Genomic DNA, 17,919 nt, shown 5'->3' with positions numbered 1-17,919 from the left:
TACTAAAGTATATGCAAAAGAATTTACTTGGTTAGCCTTTTCAACTAAAAAACTCCAATCACACGAGTAGTCCGCTCGTACGTTTGAATTTCCCCTTCTTTTCTTCATCCCAGGGCAGAGCCTTGCCAGTAAGCCTTGATATCTGGACAATAGTTCCTCTGCCGACAAAAACGATCTCATCGCCATTCCGTGCAGCCATATAATGAAGATCTACGGATGATTGGCCAATTGATACCGCTTTAACATATAAATCAATATTTTCATCATAGAATACCTGCTTAATATAGTCGCATTGTAGGTCGGCCACAACAGGAATTGACTCAAAATCAGGGTCAACCCAGTTTTTCATGAAGCCAAGTTCCTTGAAATATTCAATCCTAGCCAATTCAAAATACGTAAATGGAACTGTATTATTGAGATGGCCAAACATATCAGTCTCAGAAAAACGGACAATAATGGGATGGGAAAATTGAAATGTTTTTTTCCATGTTTCCATATTATCGATGTATGCAATTCTAGACATAGAATCCTCCTTAGATTTTGAATGATTGTTCATTCATTTTAATGATGACTTTTTAGTTTCCTAGGAAATAGCTCTGCATGTACATTTCAGTTAAAAGGGAACCCCCAGCCCAGGCTGAGGGTTCTTCCATTATTAAATGCGATCGCTTCCGAAGAAGTTTTTAAATGATTGTAAAGTAGTATCACGATTTAGCGCTGCAATTGAAGTGGTTAAAGGAATTCCCTTTGGACAGGCTTGGACACAGTTTTGTGAATTACCGCAATTGGCAAGCCCGCCTTCATCCATAATTGCATCCAAACGGTCTTTTTTATGCATTTCTCCAGTAGGATGGGCATTAAAGAGACGTACTTGAGAAAGCGGTGCAGGTCCAATGAAATTTGATTTACTATTTACATTTGGACAAGCTTCCAAACAAACACCGCAAGTCATACATTTTGACAATTCATATGCCCATTGGCGCTTTTGTTCAGGCATACGCGGTCCTGGGCCTAAATCATAAGTTCCATCGATCGGAATCCAAGCCTTCACTTTTTTCAATGAATCAAACATACGGCTGCGGTCGATCTGCAAGTCGCGGATGATCGGGAATGTCTTCATTGGCGCCAAACGGATCGGCTGCTCCAATTTATCAACAAGCGCTGTGCAAGATTGGCGCGGTTTCCCATTAATCACCATTGAACAAGCTCCACATACTTCTTCCAGACAGTTCATATCCCAAGTGACCGGTGTTGTCTTTTCCCCTTTGGCATTGACAGGATTTCTTCTGATTTCCATTAATGCAGAAATGACATTCATATTAGTTGTATAAGGAACTACAAATTCTTCTTCATAAGGGGCTGACTTAGGATCATTCTGACGAGTTACAATAAAACGTACAGTTTTTTTATCAGCCATTTTTATTTCTCCTCTTTTTGTTTTGAATAGTCACGTTTACGCGGTTCAATTAAAGAAATATCTACTTCTTGATACGAAATATCAGGAGCAGTTGTATTGCCAGTATATTTTGCAATCGTTGTTTTCAAGAAATCTTCATCGTTACGTTCCGGATAGTCCGGTTTATAGTGAGCACCGCGGCTCTCATTTCGGTTGTATGCTCCAAGAGTGATTACACGTGCCAATTGAAGCATATTTTGAAGCTGTCGGGTAAAGGCAGCACCCTGGTTGCTCCATTTAGCTGTATCATTAATGTTGATATGGTTATAGCGTTCAATCAACTCCTGGATTTTTTCATCCGTTTTCAATAGCTTGTCATTATAACGGACAACGGTAACATTTTCAGTCATCCATTCGCCAAGCTCTTTATGAAGGACATAAGCATTTTCATTGCCGTCCATTTTCATGATATTATCCCATTTTGCTTGTTGTTCTTTGACTGCATTATCAAAGACTTGGGATGAAACAGCATCGACGCTCTTCTCTAATCCATTAATATATTTAACTGCGTTCGGTCCTGCTACCATTCCTCCGAAGATGGCGGATAGCAATGAATTCGCGCCAAGACGGTTCGCGCCATGTTGTGAGTAGTCGCACTCACCGGCAGCAAACAAGCCAGGGATATTCGTCATTTGATCGAAGTCTACCCATAAGCCGCCCATTGAATAGTGGACTGCAGGGAAAATCTTCATTGGAAGCTTACGAGGGTCTTCACCAGTGAATTTCTCGTAAATTTCGATGATGCCGCCAAGTTTAACATCCAATTCGTGAGGATCTTTATGCGATAAATCCAAATACACCATGTTTTCGCCGTTGATACCCATTTTTTGGGCAACACATACATCGAAAATTTCACGGGTAGCAATATCACGTGGAACCAGATTTCCATAAGCAGGATATTTTTCCTCCAAGAAATACCACGGTTTACCATCTTTATATGTCCATATACGTCCACCTTCACCACGTGCAGATTCACTCATAAGACGGAGTTTATCGTCTCCTGGAATCGCAGTTGGGTGAATTTGGATGAACTCTCCATTTGCGTAATGTACGCCCTGCTGGAATACAGTAGATGCTGCAGAACCCGTATTAATAATGGAGTTAGTTGATTTTCCGAAAATAATTCCCGGGCCTCCGGATGCCAAAATAACGGCATCAGATGAGAATGACTGGATTTCCATACTTGTCAGGTTTTGGGCTGTGATTCCTCGGCATACACCTTCATCATCCACAATGACTCCCAACAGCTCCCAGCCTTCAAATTTTGTTACAAGCCCTTGGACTTCATAGCGGCGCACCTGCTCATCAAGCGCATATAATAGCTGTTGCCCAGTTGTAGCTCCAGCGTAAGCGGTACGGTGATATTGCGTTCCACCGAAACGGCGGAAATCCAACAGACCTTCTTCCGTACGGTTGAACATAACACCCATACGGTCGAACATATGTATAATGGACGGTGCCGCATCACACATTGCTTTTACAGGCGGTTGGTTTGCAAGGAAATCCCCGCCGTAAACTGTATCATCAAAATGTTCCCAGGTTGAATCTCCCTCACCCTTGGTATTGACGGCACCATTTATGCCACCTTGAGCACATACTGAGTGAGAGCGCTTTACTGGAACCAAAGAAAATAATTCCACATGCTTGCCTTGTTCTGCAGCCTTGATGGTGGACATTAATCCTGCCAGTCCTCCGCCGACTACGATAATTTTACCTTTACTCAACCTTACTCACTCCCTTGTAATTACCGATATTTCTTATACTATTTGAACTAGATTGCTAGACGATTGTTTTAAACGAAAGCCAACAACGCTCTTACAGCGACATATGCCAATAGAATGAAAACCACTCCGACAACATATGCAGAGATGCGTTGAGAACGTGGTGATACTGTAATACCCCAAGTTACAGCAAAAGACCACAGACCATTTGAAAAATGGAAAACTGCCGAAATGACACCTACTATATAGAAAGCTAACATCCATGGATTTGATAGGATATCAACCATCATATTGTAATCAAGCGCATCGTTTCCAAGAGCAATTTGTACTCTTGTCTCCCAAACATGCCAAATCAGAAAAATAAAGGTGATAATACCAGTTACACGCTGTAAAATATACATCCAGTTACGGAAATATCCGAATCTCCCTGCATTGAATGTACCAGTGAATGCGATATACACTCCATAAATCCCATGGTATAGCAATGGTAAGTAAATCAATACAATTTCAAAGAAAATCAGATATGGAAGACTCTCCATAAAATCAGCGCCTGCATTGAATGAATCGGCACCACGGGTCGCTAAATAGTTTACAGTTAAATGCACTATCAAAAACAAACCCACTGGAATTACCCCTAATAGTGAGTGAAGTTTGCGGCTCGCAAACTCTTTACTATTTCCTGCCATCATGTTCCCCCCTCGAAATAAAAAAGTTGATCTTTCACTACCGGTAAGTATATAAAATTTTACCAATAGTTCAATAAAATTGCCTCTGATCTATAATTGTCAAAACAATAAAGTACACAAGAATTCCTTTTTCAACATAGTGAAAATAGTTAATTTTAAAAGTATTCTTATTTAACTAATTTCCAACAATTATATGACAAGTTCATTTTACTCTCTTAAACTAATACCGTCAAGAAAACGCATACGTAAAAAAGGTATAGAAAGCTAGCGTTACTTTTAGCATTTACCGCACTACTATAAAGAAGTTCACGCATTCAGTGAATACAATTTGACAAATAATCGACTGAATACGTGGTTTAAAAAAATTGAATTCGACAGCTTTCAATCCTACTGATTCTTTTTTAGATATTTTTCGACAGCCATCATTCTTTATCTATTCAGTTTACTGGATATAATCTATATTGTTACCTGTTCACATACTGTTATATAAAAATAGCAATATTCCTTTTTTAAAAGTTCGGTTTAATGGTTCTAGTCTGTAAGAAAATTGTATATAATGTAAGTTAGGAAAGAGGGGTTTTACATGACAAAAGAAAATGCGGTTGAGGAGCAACAACATACTGAAGATGAAACAGTTTCCTTATTTAGCAAGGAATTATTGAGAGATATACTATTACCTGATCTACTAGGAAAAGACCATACACAAGTTCTTTATTGGGCTGGAAAACAATTAGCCCGAAAATTCCCTTTACAATCTATGGATGAAACCATTGCCTTTTTCGAAAATGCTGGCTGGGGTACACTGGCATTGGATAAACTATCTAAACATGAAGCTGAGTTGACTTTAAGCAACACTATAGTTTCACGGAGATTCGCCCTGAACGAAGAGCCGGACTTTCAATTGGAAGCAGGATTCATCGCACAGCAAATGCAGCAGCAGCAAAAAAGAATGACCGAGGCTGCAGTTGAAACGAAGAAAAAAACAGAAAAAGCTAAATTTATCGTACGTTGGGATTCTAAAGACATTATAGATGATGAAGAATAGGAAAAATAAAAAAACAGCCGATTTTAAGGCTGTTTTTTATTTTTCCTCATTATTATTTATACGGTCGATGAGATCGTCTACCAACGGCTGCGGAATGCCTATTTTAATGAATTCTTCCTTAGATGCTTCCTTCATGGCTTTTAATGAACCGAAATGCTTCAAAAGTAATTGCTTTCTCTTTGGTCCAATGCCCGGTATTTCATCAAGCATAGACTGGAAAGCATTTTTGCCTCTGATCTGGCGATGGAACGTGATAGCAAATCGGTGAACCTCATCTTGAATACGCTGCAATAAATAAAATTCCTGGCTGCGCTGGTCCATTGGAATAATTTCGAGCGGATTGCCCATCAGCAGATTGGAGGTTTTGTGTTTATCATCCTTCACCAGTCCAGAAATAGGAACTTCTAAACCAAGTTCATTCTCGAGGACATCCCTCACCGCTTCAATATGGCCTTTCCCACCATCTACAATAATTAAATCCGGCAGGGGAAGGTGGTCCTTCAGTACCCGGGAATAACGTCGCCTTACTACCTCACGCATCGATTCATAATCATCCGGCCCTTGGACCGATTTAATTTTATACTTGCGATATTGATTCCGGTCTGCTTTTCCATCAATAAACACAACCATGGCAGAAACAGGATTCGTCCCTTGGATATTTGAATTATCAAATGCCTCAATCCGGTGTGGTGTATAAATCCCAAGTATTTGACCCAGGTTTTCAACCGCTTTAATGGTTCGCTCTTCATCCCGTTCAATCAGGAAGAATTTTTCTTTCAATGCATTTTGGGCATTTTTATTAGCCAGCTTCAGCAAGTCTTTTTTCTGACCGCGCTGCGGCTGAATAGTTTTGACTCCGAGCAAAGCCTGGGCCATCTCCAAATCGATTGAATCCGGCAGCAATACTTCTTTTGGCTTAATATGGTTCGCTTTACTGTAGAATTGCCCGAGGAATGTTAGAAATTCTTCATCAGGCTCCCCATATATAGGGAACATGGAGACATCTCTTTCAATCAGCTTTCCCTGGCGGATAAAGAAAACTTGGACACACATCCAACCTTTATCTATGGCATACCCGAAAATATCGCGGTCCGTGAAATCGTTCATGATCATTTTTTGTTTTTCCATTGTTGCTTCAATATGGGCAATTTTATCACGGTATTCTTTTGCCCGTTCAAAATCCAACTCTTCCGAAGCAGCCATCATTCGCGCAATCAGCTCCTGTTTTATTTCCTCATATCCGCCATTCAGGAATTTAGTGATTTCAGTTGTAATTTCTTTATACTGCTGTTCCTGAATATTGTATACGCAAGGAGCCAGACACTGGCCGATATGGTAATAGAGGCACACCTTGTCCGGCAGATTGGTGCATTTCCTCAATGGGTAAATGCGATCCAATAGCTTCTTCGTTTCATTTGCCGCACTGGCATTTGGGTATGGGCCGAAGTATTTCCCTTTCCCTTTCTTGACTTTACGGGTTATTAACAGTCGAGGATTTTTTTCGTTTGTCAAATGGATAAAAGGATAGCTCTTATCGTCTTTTAACATAATATTATATTTCGGATCATACTTCTTTATTAAATTCAACTCTAGAAGGAGAGCTTCCATATCCGAAGATGTAATGATATATTCAAAGTCCTCAATTTCATTTACAAGCCTTAATGTTTTCCCATCATGCGAGCCTGTAAAATAAGATCGGACTCGATTTTTTAAAATTTTCGCCTTACCGACATAAATGACTGTTCCTTGCCGGTCTTTCATTAAATAACAGCCAGGCTGGTCAGGAAGCAAAGCCAGCTTTCCTTTCACTATTTCATTCATCGCCTTCGCCTCCTGTCTATCGATTTCATGTTAAGGTAAATACACGATTCCCTTACAAAACCTCTGTTTCTATTCTAACATCCATCAGTCTAAAATTATGCATGATTTCACATTACAGAAGTCTCTATTGATAAAGCAATCATTCAGCAATGCCTATGCCCGGTTTTGCCTTTAACAGATATTAGCTTCATTCCCGACCGCAGCAGGAACAAAATGATCTCTTTCTTTTCATACAAAAAAGCCGCCCTCCACAGGGCAGCTCTCTTCAATGACAGATTAAGCGTGTTTTTTAACCAATTCAGCTAAAGCTTCTTTTGGTTGGAAACCAACTACTTTATCGACAACTTGTCCGTCTTTTAGAAGGATTAGAGTAGGAATGCTCATTACTCCGAATTTGCCGGCTGTTTCTTGGTTTTCGTCAACATCGACTTTAACGATCTTGACTGTATCGCTCATTTCGCCATCTAGTTCCTGCAGTACAGGAGCAATCATTTTACAAGGTCCGCACCATGGTGCCCAGAAATCAGCAAGCACTAAACCTTGAGAAGTTTCAGTTGTAAATGTTTGATCAGTAGCATTGACAATTGCCATACGAATGCCCTCCTAATAATTACTAAAATTCTATTGTAAGTATAACAGAGATATATTGCAAGAAGCTAATTATTTGTTTCCAGCGTCCAAGCTAATATGCCCATAGAATATATCCCTATACAGTGCTGTAAAAGCATTCAGCAAGCTGAACTGCTTCTATATTAGTATGTACCCTAACCTTATTAAAGTAAACAACTAGGAATTCCCTATTTTTGCTATCCGATTGTTCACTCAGCCATTTTTTATTAAAGAAATGTAAAAAAAGACTCCGCCCACTATACGATGGCACGGAGTCCCTAGTTCTTCTTACATTACGCATTTACTTTTAATTTTTTGAATTCCTCAGTGAGCATAGGAACTACTTCGAATAGATCCCCTACAATTCCATAATCAGCCACTTTAAAGATATTTGCTTCTGGGTCTTTATTAATGGCAACGATCACTTTTGAATTGGACATACCGGCTAAATGCTGGATTGCTCCAGAAATGCCGCATGCAATATATAGATCAGGAGTAACCACTTTACCCGTTTGTCCAATTTGCAGGGAGTAATCGCAATAGTCTGCATCACAGGCTCCGCGTGATGCACCAATTGCGCCTCCGAGTACATCAGCCAGCTCTTTCAATGGCTGGAATCCGTCTGCGCTCTTTACACCGCGGCCTCCTGCAATGACTACTTTCGCCTCTGATAAATCTACACCGTCAGTAGCCTTCCGGATTACTTCTTTAATGATTGTACGAAGATCTTTAATTTCAACGCTTTGTGCAGTCACATCACCGGAACGGGACTCATCTTTTGCCAATGGGCTGATGTTGTTCGGCCGGATTGTAGCCAAGATGACACCATCAGTGATGATTTTTTTCTCGAATGCTTTACCTGAGTATATTGGTCTGGTGAAAACAATGTTTCCACCCTCTTCTTCTACTGCTGTAGCATCTGAAATCAAACCTGATTTCAGTTTGCCTGCAATTCGCGGAGCCAGGTCTTTCCCCATTGCAGAATGGCCAATGATAATCCCTTCCGGTTTCTCTGAATCCACAACAGCCATCAACGCTTGGGAATAGCCGTCAGATGTATATTGGGATAATTTTTCATCTTCGATCACTACTACTTTATCAGCACCATAGTGAATGAATTCATTTCCTAATGATTGGGCTGAATCTCCAATCAAAACACCAACGATTTCTCCGCCCTCAGAAGCGACTTTTGCTGCCGCCACCGCTTCAAACGATACATTACGAAGTGCACCATCACGAATTTCACCTAATACTAGCATTTTTCTAGACATCTATTTACCCTCCTATTACGTTCATGTTGGATTAAAGAACTTTCGCTTCTGTGTGAAGCAGGTTTACTAGCTCCTTCACTTGGTCCTGCAATTCTCCATCTAGCACTTTACCAGCTTCTTTTTTAGCTGGAAGATAGATTTCAATCGTTTTCGTTTTTGCTTCAACTTCATCTTCTTCAAGATCAAGATCATCCAATTCCAATTCTTCAAGCGGTTTCTTTTTCGCTTTCATAATGCCAGGAAGGGATGGATATCTTGGTTCGTTTAGTCCTTGCTGTGCTGTAACCAATAAAGGCAGGCTCGTTTCGATGACTTCAGAGTCTCCTTCGACATCGCGGATAACGCTTACATTCGTGCCGTCGATTGTCAATTTTGTGATGGTTGTGATATACGGGATATCAAGAAATTCGGCCACACGTGGTCCGACTTGCCCTGAACCGCTGTCAATTGCCACATTCCCTGCGATAATCAAATCTGCTTCTTTATCTTTCAGGTATTCCCCTAAAATTTTTGAAGTGGAGAATTGGTCTCCGTCCTCTACATCGTCTTCCACATTGATCAACACCGCTTTATCGGCTCCCATTGCAAGTGCTGTACGAAGCTGCTTTTCCGCCTCTTCACTCCCTACTGTCACGACTGTCACTTCACCGCCATGCGCATCCCTTACATTAATCGCTTCTTCCACGGCATATTCATCGTATGGATTGATGATGAATTCAGCTCCATCTTCATTGATTTTTCCGTTTGATAGCGTAATTTTTTCTTCTGTATCGAATGTTCTTTTTAACAACACATAAATATTCATGTAATAGCCTCCTGCTACGATTTAATTATGAAGATTATGAATATTGAATCTACTTTTACTTACCTGAGAATGTAGGCTGGCGCTTTTCGACAAAAGCCGAAATGCCTTCCTTCGCATCCTCCGACCCGAAAATGTCCCCAAAGGAAGCGGCTTCCTTTTGAACCCCTTCATAATACTGGGCATGCTTGGAATAGTTTAATAGTTCAATTGCTTTCTTTAAGGCAAGCGGGCTCTTTCTCGCAATTTTTTTCGCTAATGTTTGGACCGCCGGCTGTAATTCATCTTCCGGGAATGCAGCATTGGCTAATCCCCAGCCAGCCGCTTCCTTGCCGGATATCGAATCGCTAGTAAAGAGCATTTCAGCTGCTTTTGCCATACCGACCAATCGAGGGAGCCTTTGGGTGCCTGCAAAGCCTGGAACCAAACCTAAGTGCAATTCGGGCAGACCCAATTGCGCTGACTCAGTTACATAGCGGATGTGGCAAGACATCGCCAATTCAAGTCCGCCTCCAAGCGCTGCGCCATGGATACTGGCAATAACCGGCTTGCAGAATGTCTCAATTCTCTCAAATAAAGATTGTCCCCCTGCCGATAGATTCGAAAATTCAGAGCCATCTGAAATGGTTGTAAACTCTTTAATATCGGCGCCTGCCGAGAAAAATCTGCCTTCCCCTTGGATGACGACCACCCTTACATCCTGCCGCTCTTCCAATTCATCCATGATAGATGACAGCTCTTGAAGAACAGCAGACGATAAAGCGTTTGCAGGAGCTTTATCAAGTTTTACAGTAGCAATATACTCATCTACTTGATATGAAATGTATGACATCCAAATCCCCCTTTGTTTCTATATCCTACTTTATTATACAATATTATTCATTTCAGTCACTATTTAACAGCTTGCAAGTTTTTAAAAAAAGGGCCGCAGTAGATGAAGCCCTTTTTCCATTAGTCAGCTGCACTCTGTTCAAGCCCAGCAATGAATAGATTGTGAACATCTGCTGATAATTTCGGCAAACTGTATTTCTGGTCATTCATAACCCAGCTAGTCACAATTTCATCCAGCGTTCCGAAAATCATCTGTCTGGCCAGCTTATGGTTCAAATCCTGTTTGAATTCGCCGTTCGCCATGCCTTCCTTCAGGATTCCATCCACTAGCTTTAAATAACCTCTTAGCACCTCATTGATCTGTGTCCGCAATTGGCTATTGGACTGGCGCAGTTCAAGCTGCGTGACAACAGCAAGGTGTGGATCTTCCGACATAATGTCGAAGTGCGTTTGGATCAAAACCGCCAATTTATCCGAGGCTTTTTCCTTCAGCATAATTTCTGCACTGATTTTCTCAACGAATTCGCCCATTTTTTCTTGAAAAAGAGAGATAAGGATATCCTCTTTATTCTTGAAATATAGATAAATCGTTCCATCAGCAACACCGGCTTGCTTAGCAATCTTCGAGACTTGCGCTTGATGGTAGCCGTGCTCGGCAATGACTACAACGGCAGCATCAATAATTTGTTTGAATTTAGGTTTGTTTCGCTTCACAGTTTCTTCCCCTTCCAGAGAAATGAATGACTATTCATTCATAATTTTATAATAATTTGATTATTCTAGGATGTCAAGTAAAAAGAAAGAAACGAGAAGCTCTTCTTCATACATTGAACCTGTCTATTATACACTTTGCACCGACAGGCTGTCCAAAACATACAAGCAAGTGTGCCGATTGAATGGCACTCTTGGCGGATAATTAATTAAGCCTCTTTCTTTTCATCGGTTACTTTCTTGCGCTCTTCTTCTACCAAGTTTCTCCGCAGGATTTTCCCTACAGCCGTTTTTGGCAATTCGCTTCTGAATTCATATTTTCTGGGCACTTTATAAGCAGCCAAATGCTTTCTGGCGAATTGGTTCAGTTCTTCCTCTGTTGTCTGGCGCCCTTCCTTGAGGACAATATAAGCTTTTACTGTTTCTCCTCTGTATGGGTCTGGCACACCTGCCACTACAGCCTCCTGAATATCTTTATGTTCGTATAACACTTCTTCCACTTCACGTGGATAAATATTGTACCCTCCTGCGATAATCATGTCTTTTTTACGGTCAACAATATAGAAATAACCATTTTCATCCTGATAGCCTAAATCGCCTGTCAGCAGCCAGCCATTCTTAAATACCGCTTCTGTCTCTTCAGGCCGGTTCCAGTACCCCTGCATAATTTGTGGCCCCTTAACCGCGATTTCGCCAACTTCATTCGGCTGCAGCGGTTCACCTGTATCCATAGAGAGAATGGCGGAATCTGTATCTGGCCATGGAACGCCAATACTTCCTCTGATGCGAGGGCGATCCCACAGGAAGTTGGAATGGACAACTGGTGATGTTTCCGTCAACCCATAACCTTCAACTAATTTACCGTTCGTCACCTTTTCAAATTGCTCTTGGATTTCTACCGGGAGCGGAGCTGATCCGCTAATGCAGGATTGGATTGACGATAGGTCATACTTGGATAGGTCCTTATGATTTAAAATAGCGATATACATAGTCGGTGCTCCAGGAAAAAGTGTCGGCTTTTGTTTATCGATGGTTTTTAGAACTGTTTGGATATCAAACTTCGGCAGAAGGATCATCTTATATGCTTCCATCACGGATAAGATAAGGACAGTTGTCATTCCATACACATGGAAAAATGGAAGGATGCCTAGGACAGATTCCTCTCCTTTTTTACATTTATACATCCATGCCTTGCACATTTTAGTATTGGCAACGAGGTTCTTATGGGTGAGCATAACCCCTTTCGGAAATCCTGTTGTCCCTCCGGTATATTGCAGTAATGCCAAATCGTTTTCAATATCGACATCCAACGGAATTTCATTCGCCTCGCTCATTTTAAGAATCTCAGTCAATAAATGAATGTTCCCTTCATGCCGGACGTTCACAACGATGCCTAGATTTTTTTTCTGAATGAACGGATAAATGAGGTTTTTAGGGAAAGGCAAATAATCCTTGATAGCGGTTACAATTATATGTTCGAGGTCGGTATTCTTCTGGATAGATGATACTCTCGGGAATAATGCATCCATAGTAAGGATTACCTTCGCACCAGAGTCTTTCATTTGGTACTCAAGTTCCCGTTCCATATACAGCGGATTTGTCTGTACAACGATACCTCCCGCAAACAGTACGCCGAAATAGCCAATGACGGATTGAGGCGTATTCGGAAGCATGATGGCCACACGGTCGCCTTTTTCAATTCCAAGACCGCGCAAATAATTGGCAAATCGCAATGCATCTTCAAAAAGCTGTTGGAATGTGACTTCCTTCCCCATAAAATGGATTGCCGCCTTATCGGGATACTGCTCTGCTGCATCTTTTAAATAAGATTGGATCGGCAAATCCCCATAGTCCAACGTTGTTGGTATTTCAGAAGGATATTCTTTTAACCATATTTTCTCTCCCATACATTAACCCCCTTTGAAATTTTTTCCTTATAGTCCGATTTAATTATAATATACCTACCAATGACTGACAATTAAGAAAATTAAAGCCGAAGCCATTCAATGGTTTGTCCTGTAAGAAAAATACGATTCCAGGGATTAAAAAAAGGCAAGCCTTCTTGCAATAAGCTGGCTTGCCTTCTTCATAACCAAAATCCCCTATCCCTTAACTGCCGACAAACATAAATACAATCCCGATCACAATAAAAGTGGCTGCAACAGCGATTAATACCTTTGCTAATGTCTCCACATCCACATCTCCCCTTTATTGCATGTGAAAAATCCATTCCAAATACCTTTGTTTATGAGGCCTCATTGTGATATCCCGGTTATGCCCGCCCCAATGATGTAGGAAAGCCCGACCGAAATAATCATAGCAATCAGGCCGACAGCCCGGTTATCATTTTTAATTTCTTCATCGATTTTAAAACCCGGTGTCAAAAATTCAAAAATAAAGTAACCTGCCACCAATAAGATAAATCCATAGATTCCCCAATAAATCATATCAATAAGACTATCATGCTCCAGGATGGAATGGCGGAAAATATTCGCAATCCCGAATATTTTCCCGCCTGTAGCCATCGCGACTGCCACATTTCCCTTTTTGATTTCTTCCCAGTTCCTGTATTTGGTCACAAGTTCGAACACAGCAAGAAATACAACCGTGCAGAGAAGGGCTACACTGCAATAGGCAGCGATAAATACATAACTATTAGACCAAAATGCTTCCATATAATTGGCTCCTATCGTTAATTTGCCTATTTCAATTCTGCAATGGTCACACCACTGCCGCCTTCACCCTGTTCACCAAAGCGAATTTTTTTAACAGAACGATGGTTTTTCAAATATTCCTGAACCCCTTGGCGCAATGCACCCGTTCCTTTTCCATGGATGATGGATACTCTTGGATATCCGGCCAGCAATGCATCATCAATATATTTTTCGACGCGCATCAGTGCATTTTCATAGCGTTCACCGCGCAAGTCCAGCTCCAGGCTCACATGAAAATCCTTGCCTTTTACTGTTGCAAGAGGCTTCGTTTCCACAGGCTTTGGTGCGTTAATAAATTGAAGATCCTGTTCTTTCACTTTCATTTTCATAATACCGATCTGCACAAGCCATTCATTGCTGGATACACGGTCAACCAAAGCGCCTTTTCCATTCAAACTTAGAACCTTCACCTCATCACCCGGTTGAAGGACATGGTCTTGTTTGCTCGCCACTTTTTTCTTTTTCTTCAATTTTGGTGCAGCTTCCTCAAGCTTCTTGCGCGCCTCTATCAGTTCATGCTCTTTTACTTCAGCCTGTTTATTCAAGCGCAGATTGCGAAGGTCTGAAATGATTTCTTCCGCTTCTTCTTTCGCTTTTTCAATGATGCTTTGCGCTTTTATTTTAGCCTTTTCCAATTGCTCATCTTTGTCTTCGTAGTATTGTTGCATTTCCTTTTGAAGATCGTGGTGCAGCTTCTCGGCGCTCCGCAAATAATCGCGTGCTTCCACTTTTTCATTTTCAGCTTGTCTCCGGCTTTCTTCTAGAGAAGCAATCATATTTTCAACTTTATTCGTATCTTCTCCTATATAGCCCCTTGCATGCTCAATGATCCAAGGCTGAAGGCCCAGCTTTTTCGAAATTTCAAAAGCGTTGCTTCGCCCTGGCACACCGATCAGCAGACGATAGGTTGGGCTCAGTGTCTCAATGTCAAATTCGACGCTGGCATTAATGACACCTTCCCGATTGTATCCGTACGCTTTCAATTCAGGGTAATGGGTGGTCGCTATGATTCGCGTTCCTCTTCCGTGCACTTCATCCAGAATGGAAATAGCGAGTGCAGCCCCTTCCTGCGGATCGGTACCGGCACCGAGTTCATCGAACAGAACTAACGTATGCTCATCGACCTCATCCAGAATTTCCACTATATTGACCATATGTGAAGAAAATGTACTCAGACTTTGCTCAATAGATTGTTCATCACCGATATCAGCGAAGATTTTTTCAAATACCCCGATTTCAGAGCCATCCAAAGCCGGAATCTGCAAGCCGGCCTGTGCCATCAAGCAGCTAAGCCCGACAGTTTTTAAGGCAACCGTTTTACCTCCCGTATTCGGACCAGTTATAACGATGGTCGAAAAATCTTTTCCCAAAACGATGTCGTTCGCAACCACCTGGGAACGGTCAATCAATGGATGGCGGGCCTTTACAAGCTTCATATACCCTTCATTATTCAGCTTTGGTTTTGATGCTTTTATGCTATGGGCATAGCGCGCTTTGGCGAAAATGAAATCCATGCAGCCCAGTACGTATACGCTATGCAAAAGCTCTGATGAATACTCGCCGACTGTTGCCGATAGCTGGATCAAAATGCGTTCTATCTCCTGCTGCTCGTTTGCTTTTGCTTCCTGCAAAGCATTATTCAATGAAACAATAGCCTGTGGTTCAATAAATAAGGTTTGTCCGGATGAAGACTGGTCATGGATGATGCCTCCATACACGCCCTTGTATTCTTGTTTGACCGGAATGACAAAACGATCGTTCCGGATGGTAATAATGCTGTCCGACAAGGTAGTGGCAGCATTAGAGGATCTAATCATGCTTTCCAGCTTTTCTCTGACTCTTGCTTCATTTGTTCTTAATTGATGGCGGATTGTCCGCAGCTTATCGCTCGCAGAATCCAACACTTCACCCTGGTCGCCAATTGCATTGGCGATCCATTTTTCCAGATCAAAAAGATCGTATAAAGAATGGATTTGTTCAGATAACAGCGGCAATTCAATTTCATCTTCCACCATGTCTTCAATAAAGCGCTGCAATCTGCGGCTGGCACGCAACGTTGATGCCACCTCTTTCAATTCATTCGGGCTTAGCATACCGCCGATCTTTGCACGTTTGGCATGGGGACCGATATCAAAGATGCCGTCCAGAGGGGCTCTTCCCTTCAGCCTGATGACCGTTGCTCCTTCATCTGTTTCCGCTTGCCATTTGTCGACTTCTTGAAAAGAAACTGATGGCAAAAGATCCTTCACTCGCTTTCTTCCTAGCGAGGATGCAGCAAATTGCATTAATTGTTCCCGTATCTTATCAAATTCCAATGCTTTTAATGATTTATTATTCACGGAGAATAATCCTCCTCAAGACTTAATTTTCTTATTTAATCATTACGTTTCAGGAAAGCAATCAATTGGTCTGCGCTTCCCGTATTCAATACTGTTTCTTTTGACAGTAGAGCTTTCATCGCTGCAGAAACGCCAATCGGCATATGCTCCAGCATATCGGTACTATGGGCATCTGTATTGATGACAATGCGCACACCTGCCTCCTGGGCTTTTTTCAGGTTATCGACCGATAAATCCAAACGATTCGGATTTGCATTCAATTCCAATGCTGTATTCGTCTCTTTGGCCCATTCAATCAGCTGGTCAACATCAACATCATAACCGTCTCTTTTTCCGATTAGGCGTCCAGTTGGATGCGCGATGATATCCACATTCGGATTTTCAAGCGCTGTACGCAGCCTTTTCATGATTTGCTCCCGGCTTTGCGAGAAGCTGGAATGGATGCTGGCAATTACCACATCCAATTCCTCAAGAAGCCCGTCATCGAAATCGAGCGATCCGTCAGGAAGAATGTCCATTTCGATACCCGACAGTACTTCGATATCATCGTATTTCTTATTATACTCCTTAATGAGTTGGATTTGCTCTCTCATCCGATCCGGCGTCAAACCGTTTGCGACCTTCAAATATTGTGAATGATCGGTAATCGCCATATACGCATATCCTTTTGCGCGGCATGCTTCTATCATTTCTTCAATGGAATATGCTCCGTCGCTCCAAGTGGAATGCATATGGATATCCCCTCGGATATCCTCTAATCCAATCAATTCACCGCTAGGAAATGAGTCGACTTCCGAACCGTCTTCCCTGCATTCAGGCGGTATAAAGGGCAATCCGAAGTGATGGTAAAATGCTTCTTCACTTCCGAAAGTTAATACTTCGCCGTCACCAGACTGCTCCACCCCATACTCGCTGATTTTCTCTCCGCGTTCCTTAGCCAGCTGGCGCATGCGGACATTATGGTCTTTTGAACCTGTGAAATGATGAAGTGTTGTAAAAAACTCCTCAGGTTTAATCATGCGGAAGTCGATGCTTACATCATACTGGTAGGCTAAAGTGACCGATACCTTTGTATCTCCGGCTCCAATAATATTTTTTACCTTCGGCAGCTTCAAGAGCTTCTCCCGGACTGCTTTAGGTTCGTGGGTGGCAATGATAAAATCGAGATCCTTTACGGTCTCTCTCATTCTGCGCAGGCTGCCTGCCCTTGAATACTTCTCAACTTCAGGAATAGTTTCTAAGAAGCGCTCAATTTCGGATGCAATCGGAAGGACAAAGGCCAACGGAAGCCGATCCGGCCCGCTTCCGGCTTCTTTCAGCGCGTGAAGGATTTTTTCTTCTGATTTGGCTCCGAACCCTGCCAATGCGCTTACCTTATTCGCCTCGCAGGCTGCCAATAATTCGTCTTTATTAGTGATATGGAGCTCTTTATAAAGCTTGGCGATTTTCTTTCCGCCAAGGCCTGCAATCTGCAGCAAGGGAATCAACCCTTCTGGTACTTCACTCTGCAATTCTTCTAATACGGCCGACTTCCCGGTTTCCATATAGTCATCTATAACCGCCGCTGTTCCTTTCCCGATGCCGGACAAAGCCGTAAAATCTTCGATTTCCATTAAGCTTCTTTGATCGTTCTCCAAAGCAGCTGCCGCTTTCCTGAATGCAGATGTCTTAAAAGGGTTTTCCCCCTTCAATTCCATATAGAGAGCAATTCTCTCCAACAATTTAATTACATCTTTTTTATTTATCGTCATATACAATCACCGCTTCCATTGAATAGTTCGCGTTTAATGCACAATCTGTCTATGTATGGACAAACCAGGCCATCTGTAATTAAAGATACCTTTCTCTTTCCCCAATCACAAGTATTCCCCTGCTGACTAGATGATAACTGCCTATCTTTTATCCTGCATATA

General features: G+C 41.8%; 15 protein-coding genes. 1 reads left to right on the top strand and 14 read right to left on the bottom strand.

Going from position 1 to position 17,919, the window contains the following annotated elements:
- Positions 1 to 58: 58 nt before the first annotated feature.
- From ABC357_RS03005 to ABC357_RS02990, 4 genes are all read right to left on the bottom strand, one after another.
- A complete protein-coding gene (locus ABC357_RS03005) occupies positions 59 to 523 on the bottom strand; it encodes an acyl-CoA thioesterase (protein WP_412886075.1) in 465 nt (154 codons plus the stop codon).
- Between the two features lie 132 nt (positions 524 to 655).
- Positions 656 to 1,417: a succinate dehydrogenase iron-sulfur subunit gene (gene sdhB / locus ABC357_RS03000; protein ID WP_412886074.1), complete on the bottom strand. Its 762-nt coding sequence runs from the start codon at positions 1,415 to 1,417 to the stop codon at positions 656 to 658.
- A 2-nt stretch (positions 1,418 to 1,419) separates the two neighbouring features.
- Entirely contained in the window at positions 1,420 to 3,180 is a 1,761-nt protein-coding gene (gene sdhA / locus ABC357_RS02995) for a succinate dehydrogenase flavoprotein subunit (protein WP_412886073.1), read from the bottom strand.
- A gap of 68 nt (positions 3,181 to 3,248) precedes the next feature.
- Positions 3,249 to 3,863, bottom strand: coding sequence for a succinate dehydrogenase cytochrome b558 subunit (locus tag ABC357_RS02990; RefSeq protein WP_412888560.1), 615 nt, complete (start codon positions 3,861 to 3,863; stop codon positions 3,249 to 3,251).
- 583 nt (positions 3,864 to 4,446) lie between these two features.
- Here ABC357_RS02990 and ABC357_RS02985 point away from each other — a divergent pair.
- Positions 4,447 to 4,908, top strand: a complete 462-nt coding sequence (locus ABC357_RS02985) for a YslB family protein (protein WP_412886072.1) — start codon at positions 4,447 to 4,449, stop codon at positions 4,906 to 4,908.
- Between the two features lie 36 nt (positions 4,909 to 4,944).
- Here ABC357_RS02985 and uvrC read toward each other — a convergent pair whose 3' ends face one another.
- From uvrC to polX, 10 genes are all read right to left on the bottom strand, one after another.
- The gene (gene uvrC / locus ABC357_RS02980) at positions 4,945 to 6,729 is read right to left on the bottom strand and encodes an excinuclease ABC subunit UvrC (protein ID WP_412886071.1); all 1,785 of its coding nucleotides are present in this window, start codon (positions 6,727 to 6,729) and stop codon (positions 4,945 to 4,947) included.
- A 276-nt stretch (positions 6,730 to 7,005) separates the two neighbouring features.
- Positions 7,006 to 7,320, bottom strand: a complete 315-nt coding sequence (trxA, locus tag ABC357_RS02975; protein WP_412886070.1) for a thioredoxin — start codon at positions 7,318 to 7,320, stop codon at positions 7,006 to 7,008.
- A 311-nt stretch (positions 7,321 to 7,631) separates the two neighbouring features.
- Positions 7,632 to 8,609: an electron transfer flavoprotein subunit alpha/FixB family protein gene (locus ABC357_RS02970; protein ID WP_412886069.1), complete on the bottom strand. Its 978-nt coding sequence runs from the start codon at positions 8,607 to 8,609 to the stop codon at positions 7,632 to 7,634.
- 31 nt (positions 8,610 to 8,640) lie between these two features.
- Positions 8,641 to 9,414, bottom strand: coding sequence for an electron transfer flavoprotein subunit beta/FixA family protein (locus ABC357_RS02965; RefSeq protein ID WP_412886068.1), 774 nt, complete (start codon positions 9,412 to 9,414; stop codon positions 8,641 to 8,643).
- A 55-nt stretch (positions 9,415 to 9,469) separates the two neighbouring features.
- Positions 9,470 to 10,243 carry an enoyl-CoA hydratase gene (locus ABC357_RS02960; RefSeq protein WP_412886067.1) on the bottom strand — a complete coding sequence of 258 codons (774 nt, stop codon included), beginning with the start codon at positions 10,241 to 10,243 and terminating at the stop codon, positions 9,470 to 9,472.
- Between the two features lie 119 nt (positions 10,244 to 10,362).
- Complete coding sequence (gene fadR / locus ABC357_RS02955; RefSeq protein WP_412886066.1) at positions 10,363 to 10,956, bottom strand: fatty acid metabolism transcriptional regulator FadR; 594 nt, start codon at positions 10,954 to 10,956, stop codon at positions 10,363 to 10,365.
- Positions 10,957 to 11,162: 206 nt separating this feature from the next.
- Complete coding sequence (locus ABC357_RS02950) at positions 11,163 to 12,860, bottom strand: long-chain-fatty-acid--CoA ligase (RefSeq protein ID WP_412886065.1); 1,698 nt, start codon at positions 12,858 to 12,860, stop codon at positions 11,163 to 11,165.
- A 348-nt stretch (positions 12,861 to 13,208) separates the two neighbouring features.
- On the bottom strand, positions 13,209 to 13,628 hold the full coding sequence (locus ABC357_RS02945; protein ID WP_412886064.1) for a DUF350 domain-containing protein: 420 nt from the start codon (positions 13,626 to 13,628) through the stop codon (positions 13,209 to 13,211).
- A gap of 26 nt (positions 13,629 to 13,654) precedes the next feature.
- The gene (locus tag ABC357_RS02940; RefSeq protein ID WP_412886063.1) at positions 13,655 to 16,006 is read right to left on the bottom strand and encodes an endonuclease MutS2; all 2,352 of its coding nucleotides are present in this window, start codon (positions 16,004 to 16,006) and stop codon (positions 13,655 to 13,657) included.
- Between the two features lie 35 nt (positions 16,007 to 16,041).
- Positions 16,042 to 17,757: a DNA polymerase/3'-5' exonuclease PolX gene (polX, locus tag ABC357_RS02935; protein WP_412886062.1), complete on the bottom strand. Its 1,716-nt coding sequence runs from the start codon at positions 17,755 to 17,757 to the stop codon at positions 16,042 to 16,044.
- Positions 17,758 to 17,919 lie beyond the last annotated feature (162 nt).

It is taken from the genome of Bacillus kalamii (genome assembly GCF_047238185.1).
Taxonomy (GTDB): Bacteria; Bacillota; Bacilli; order Bacillales; family DSM-1321; genus Bacillus_AD.
This window is presented reverse-complemented; position numbering and strand designations above follow the sequence as displayed.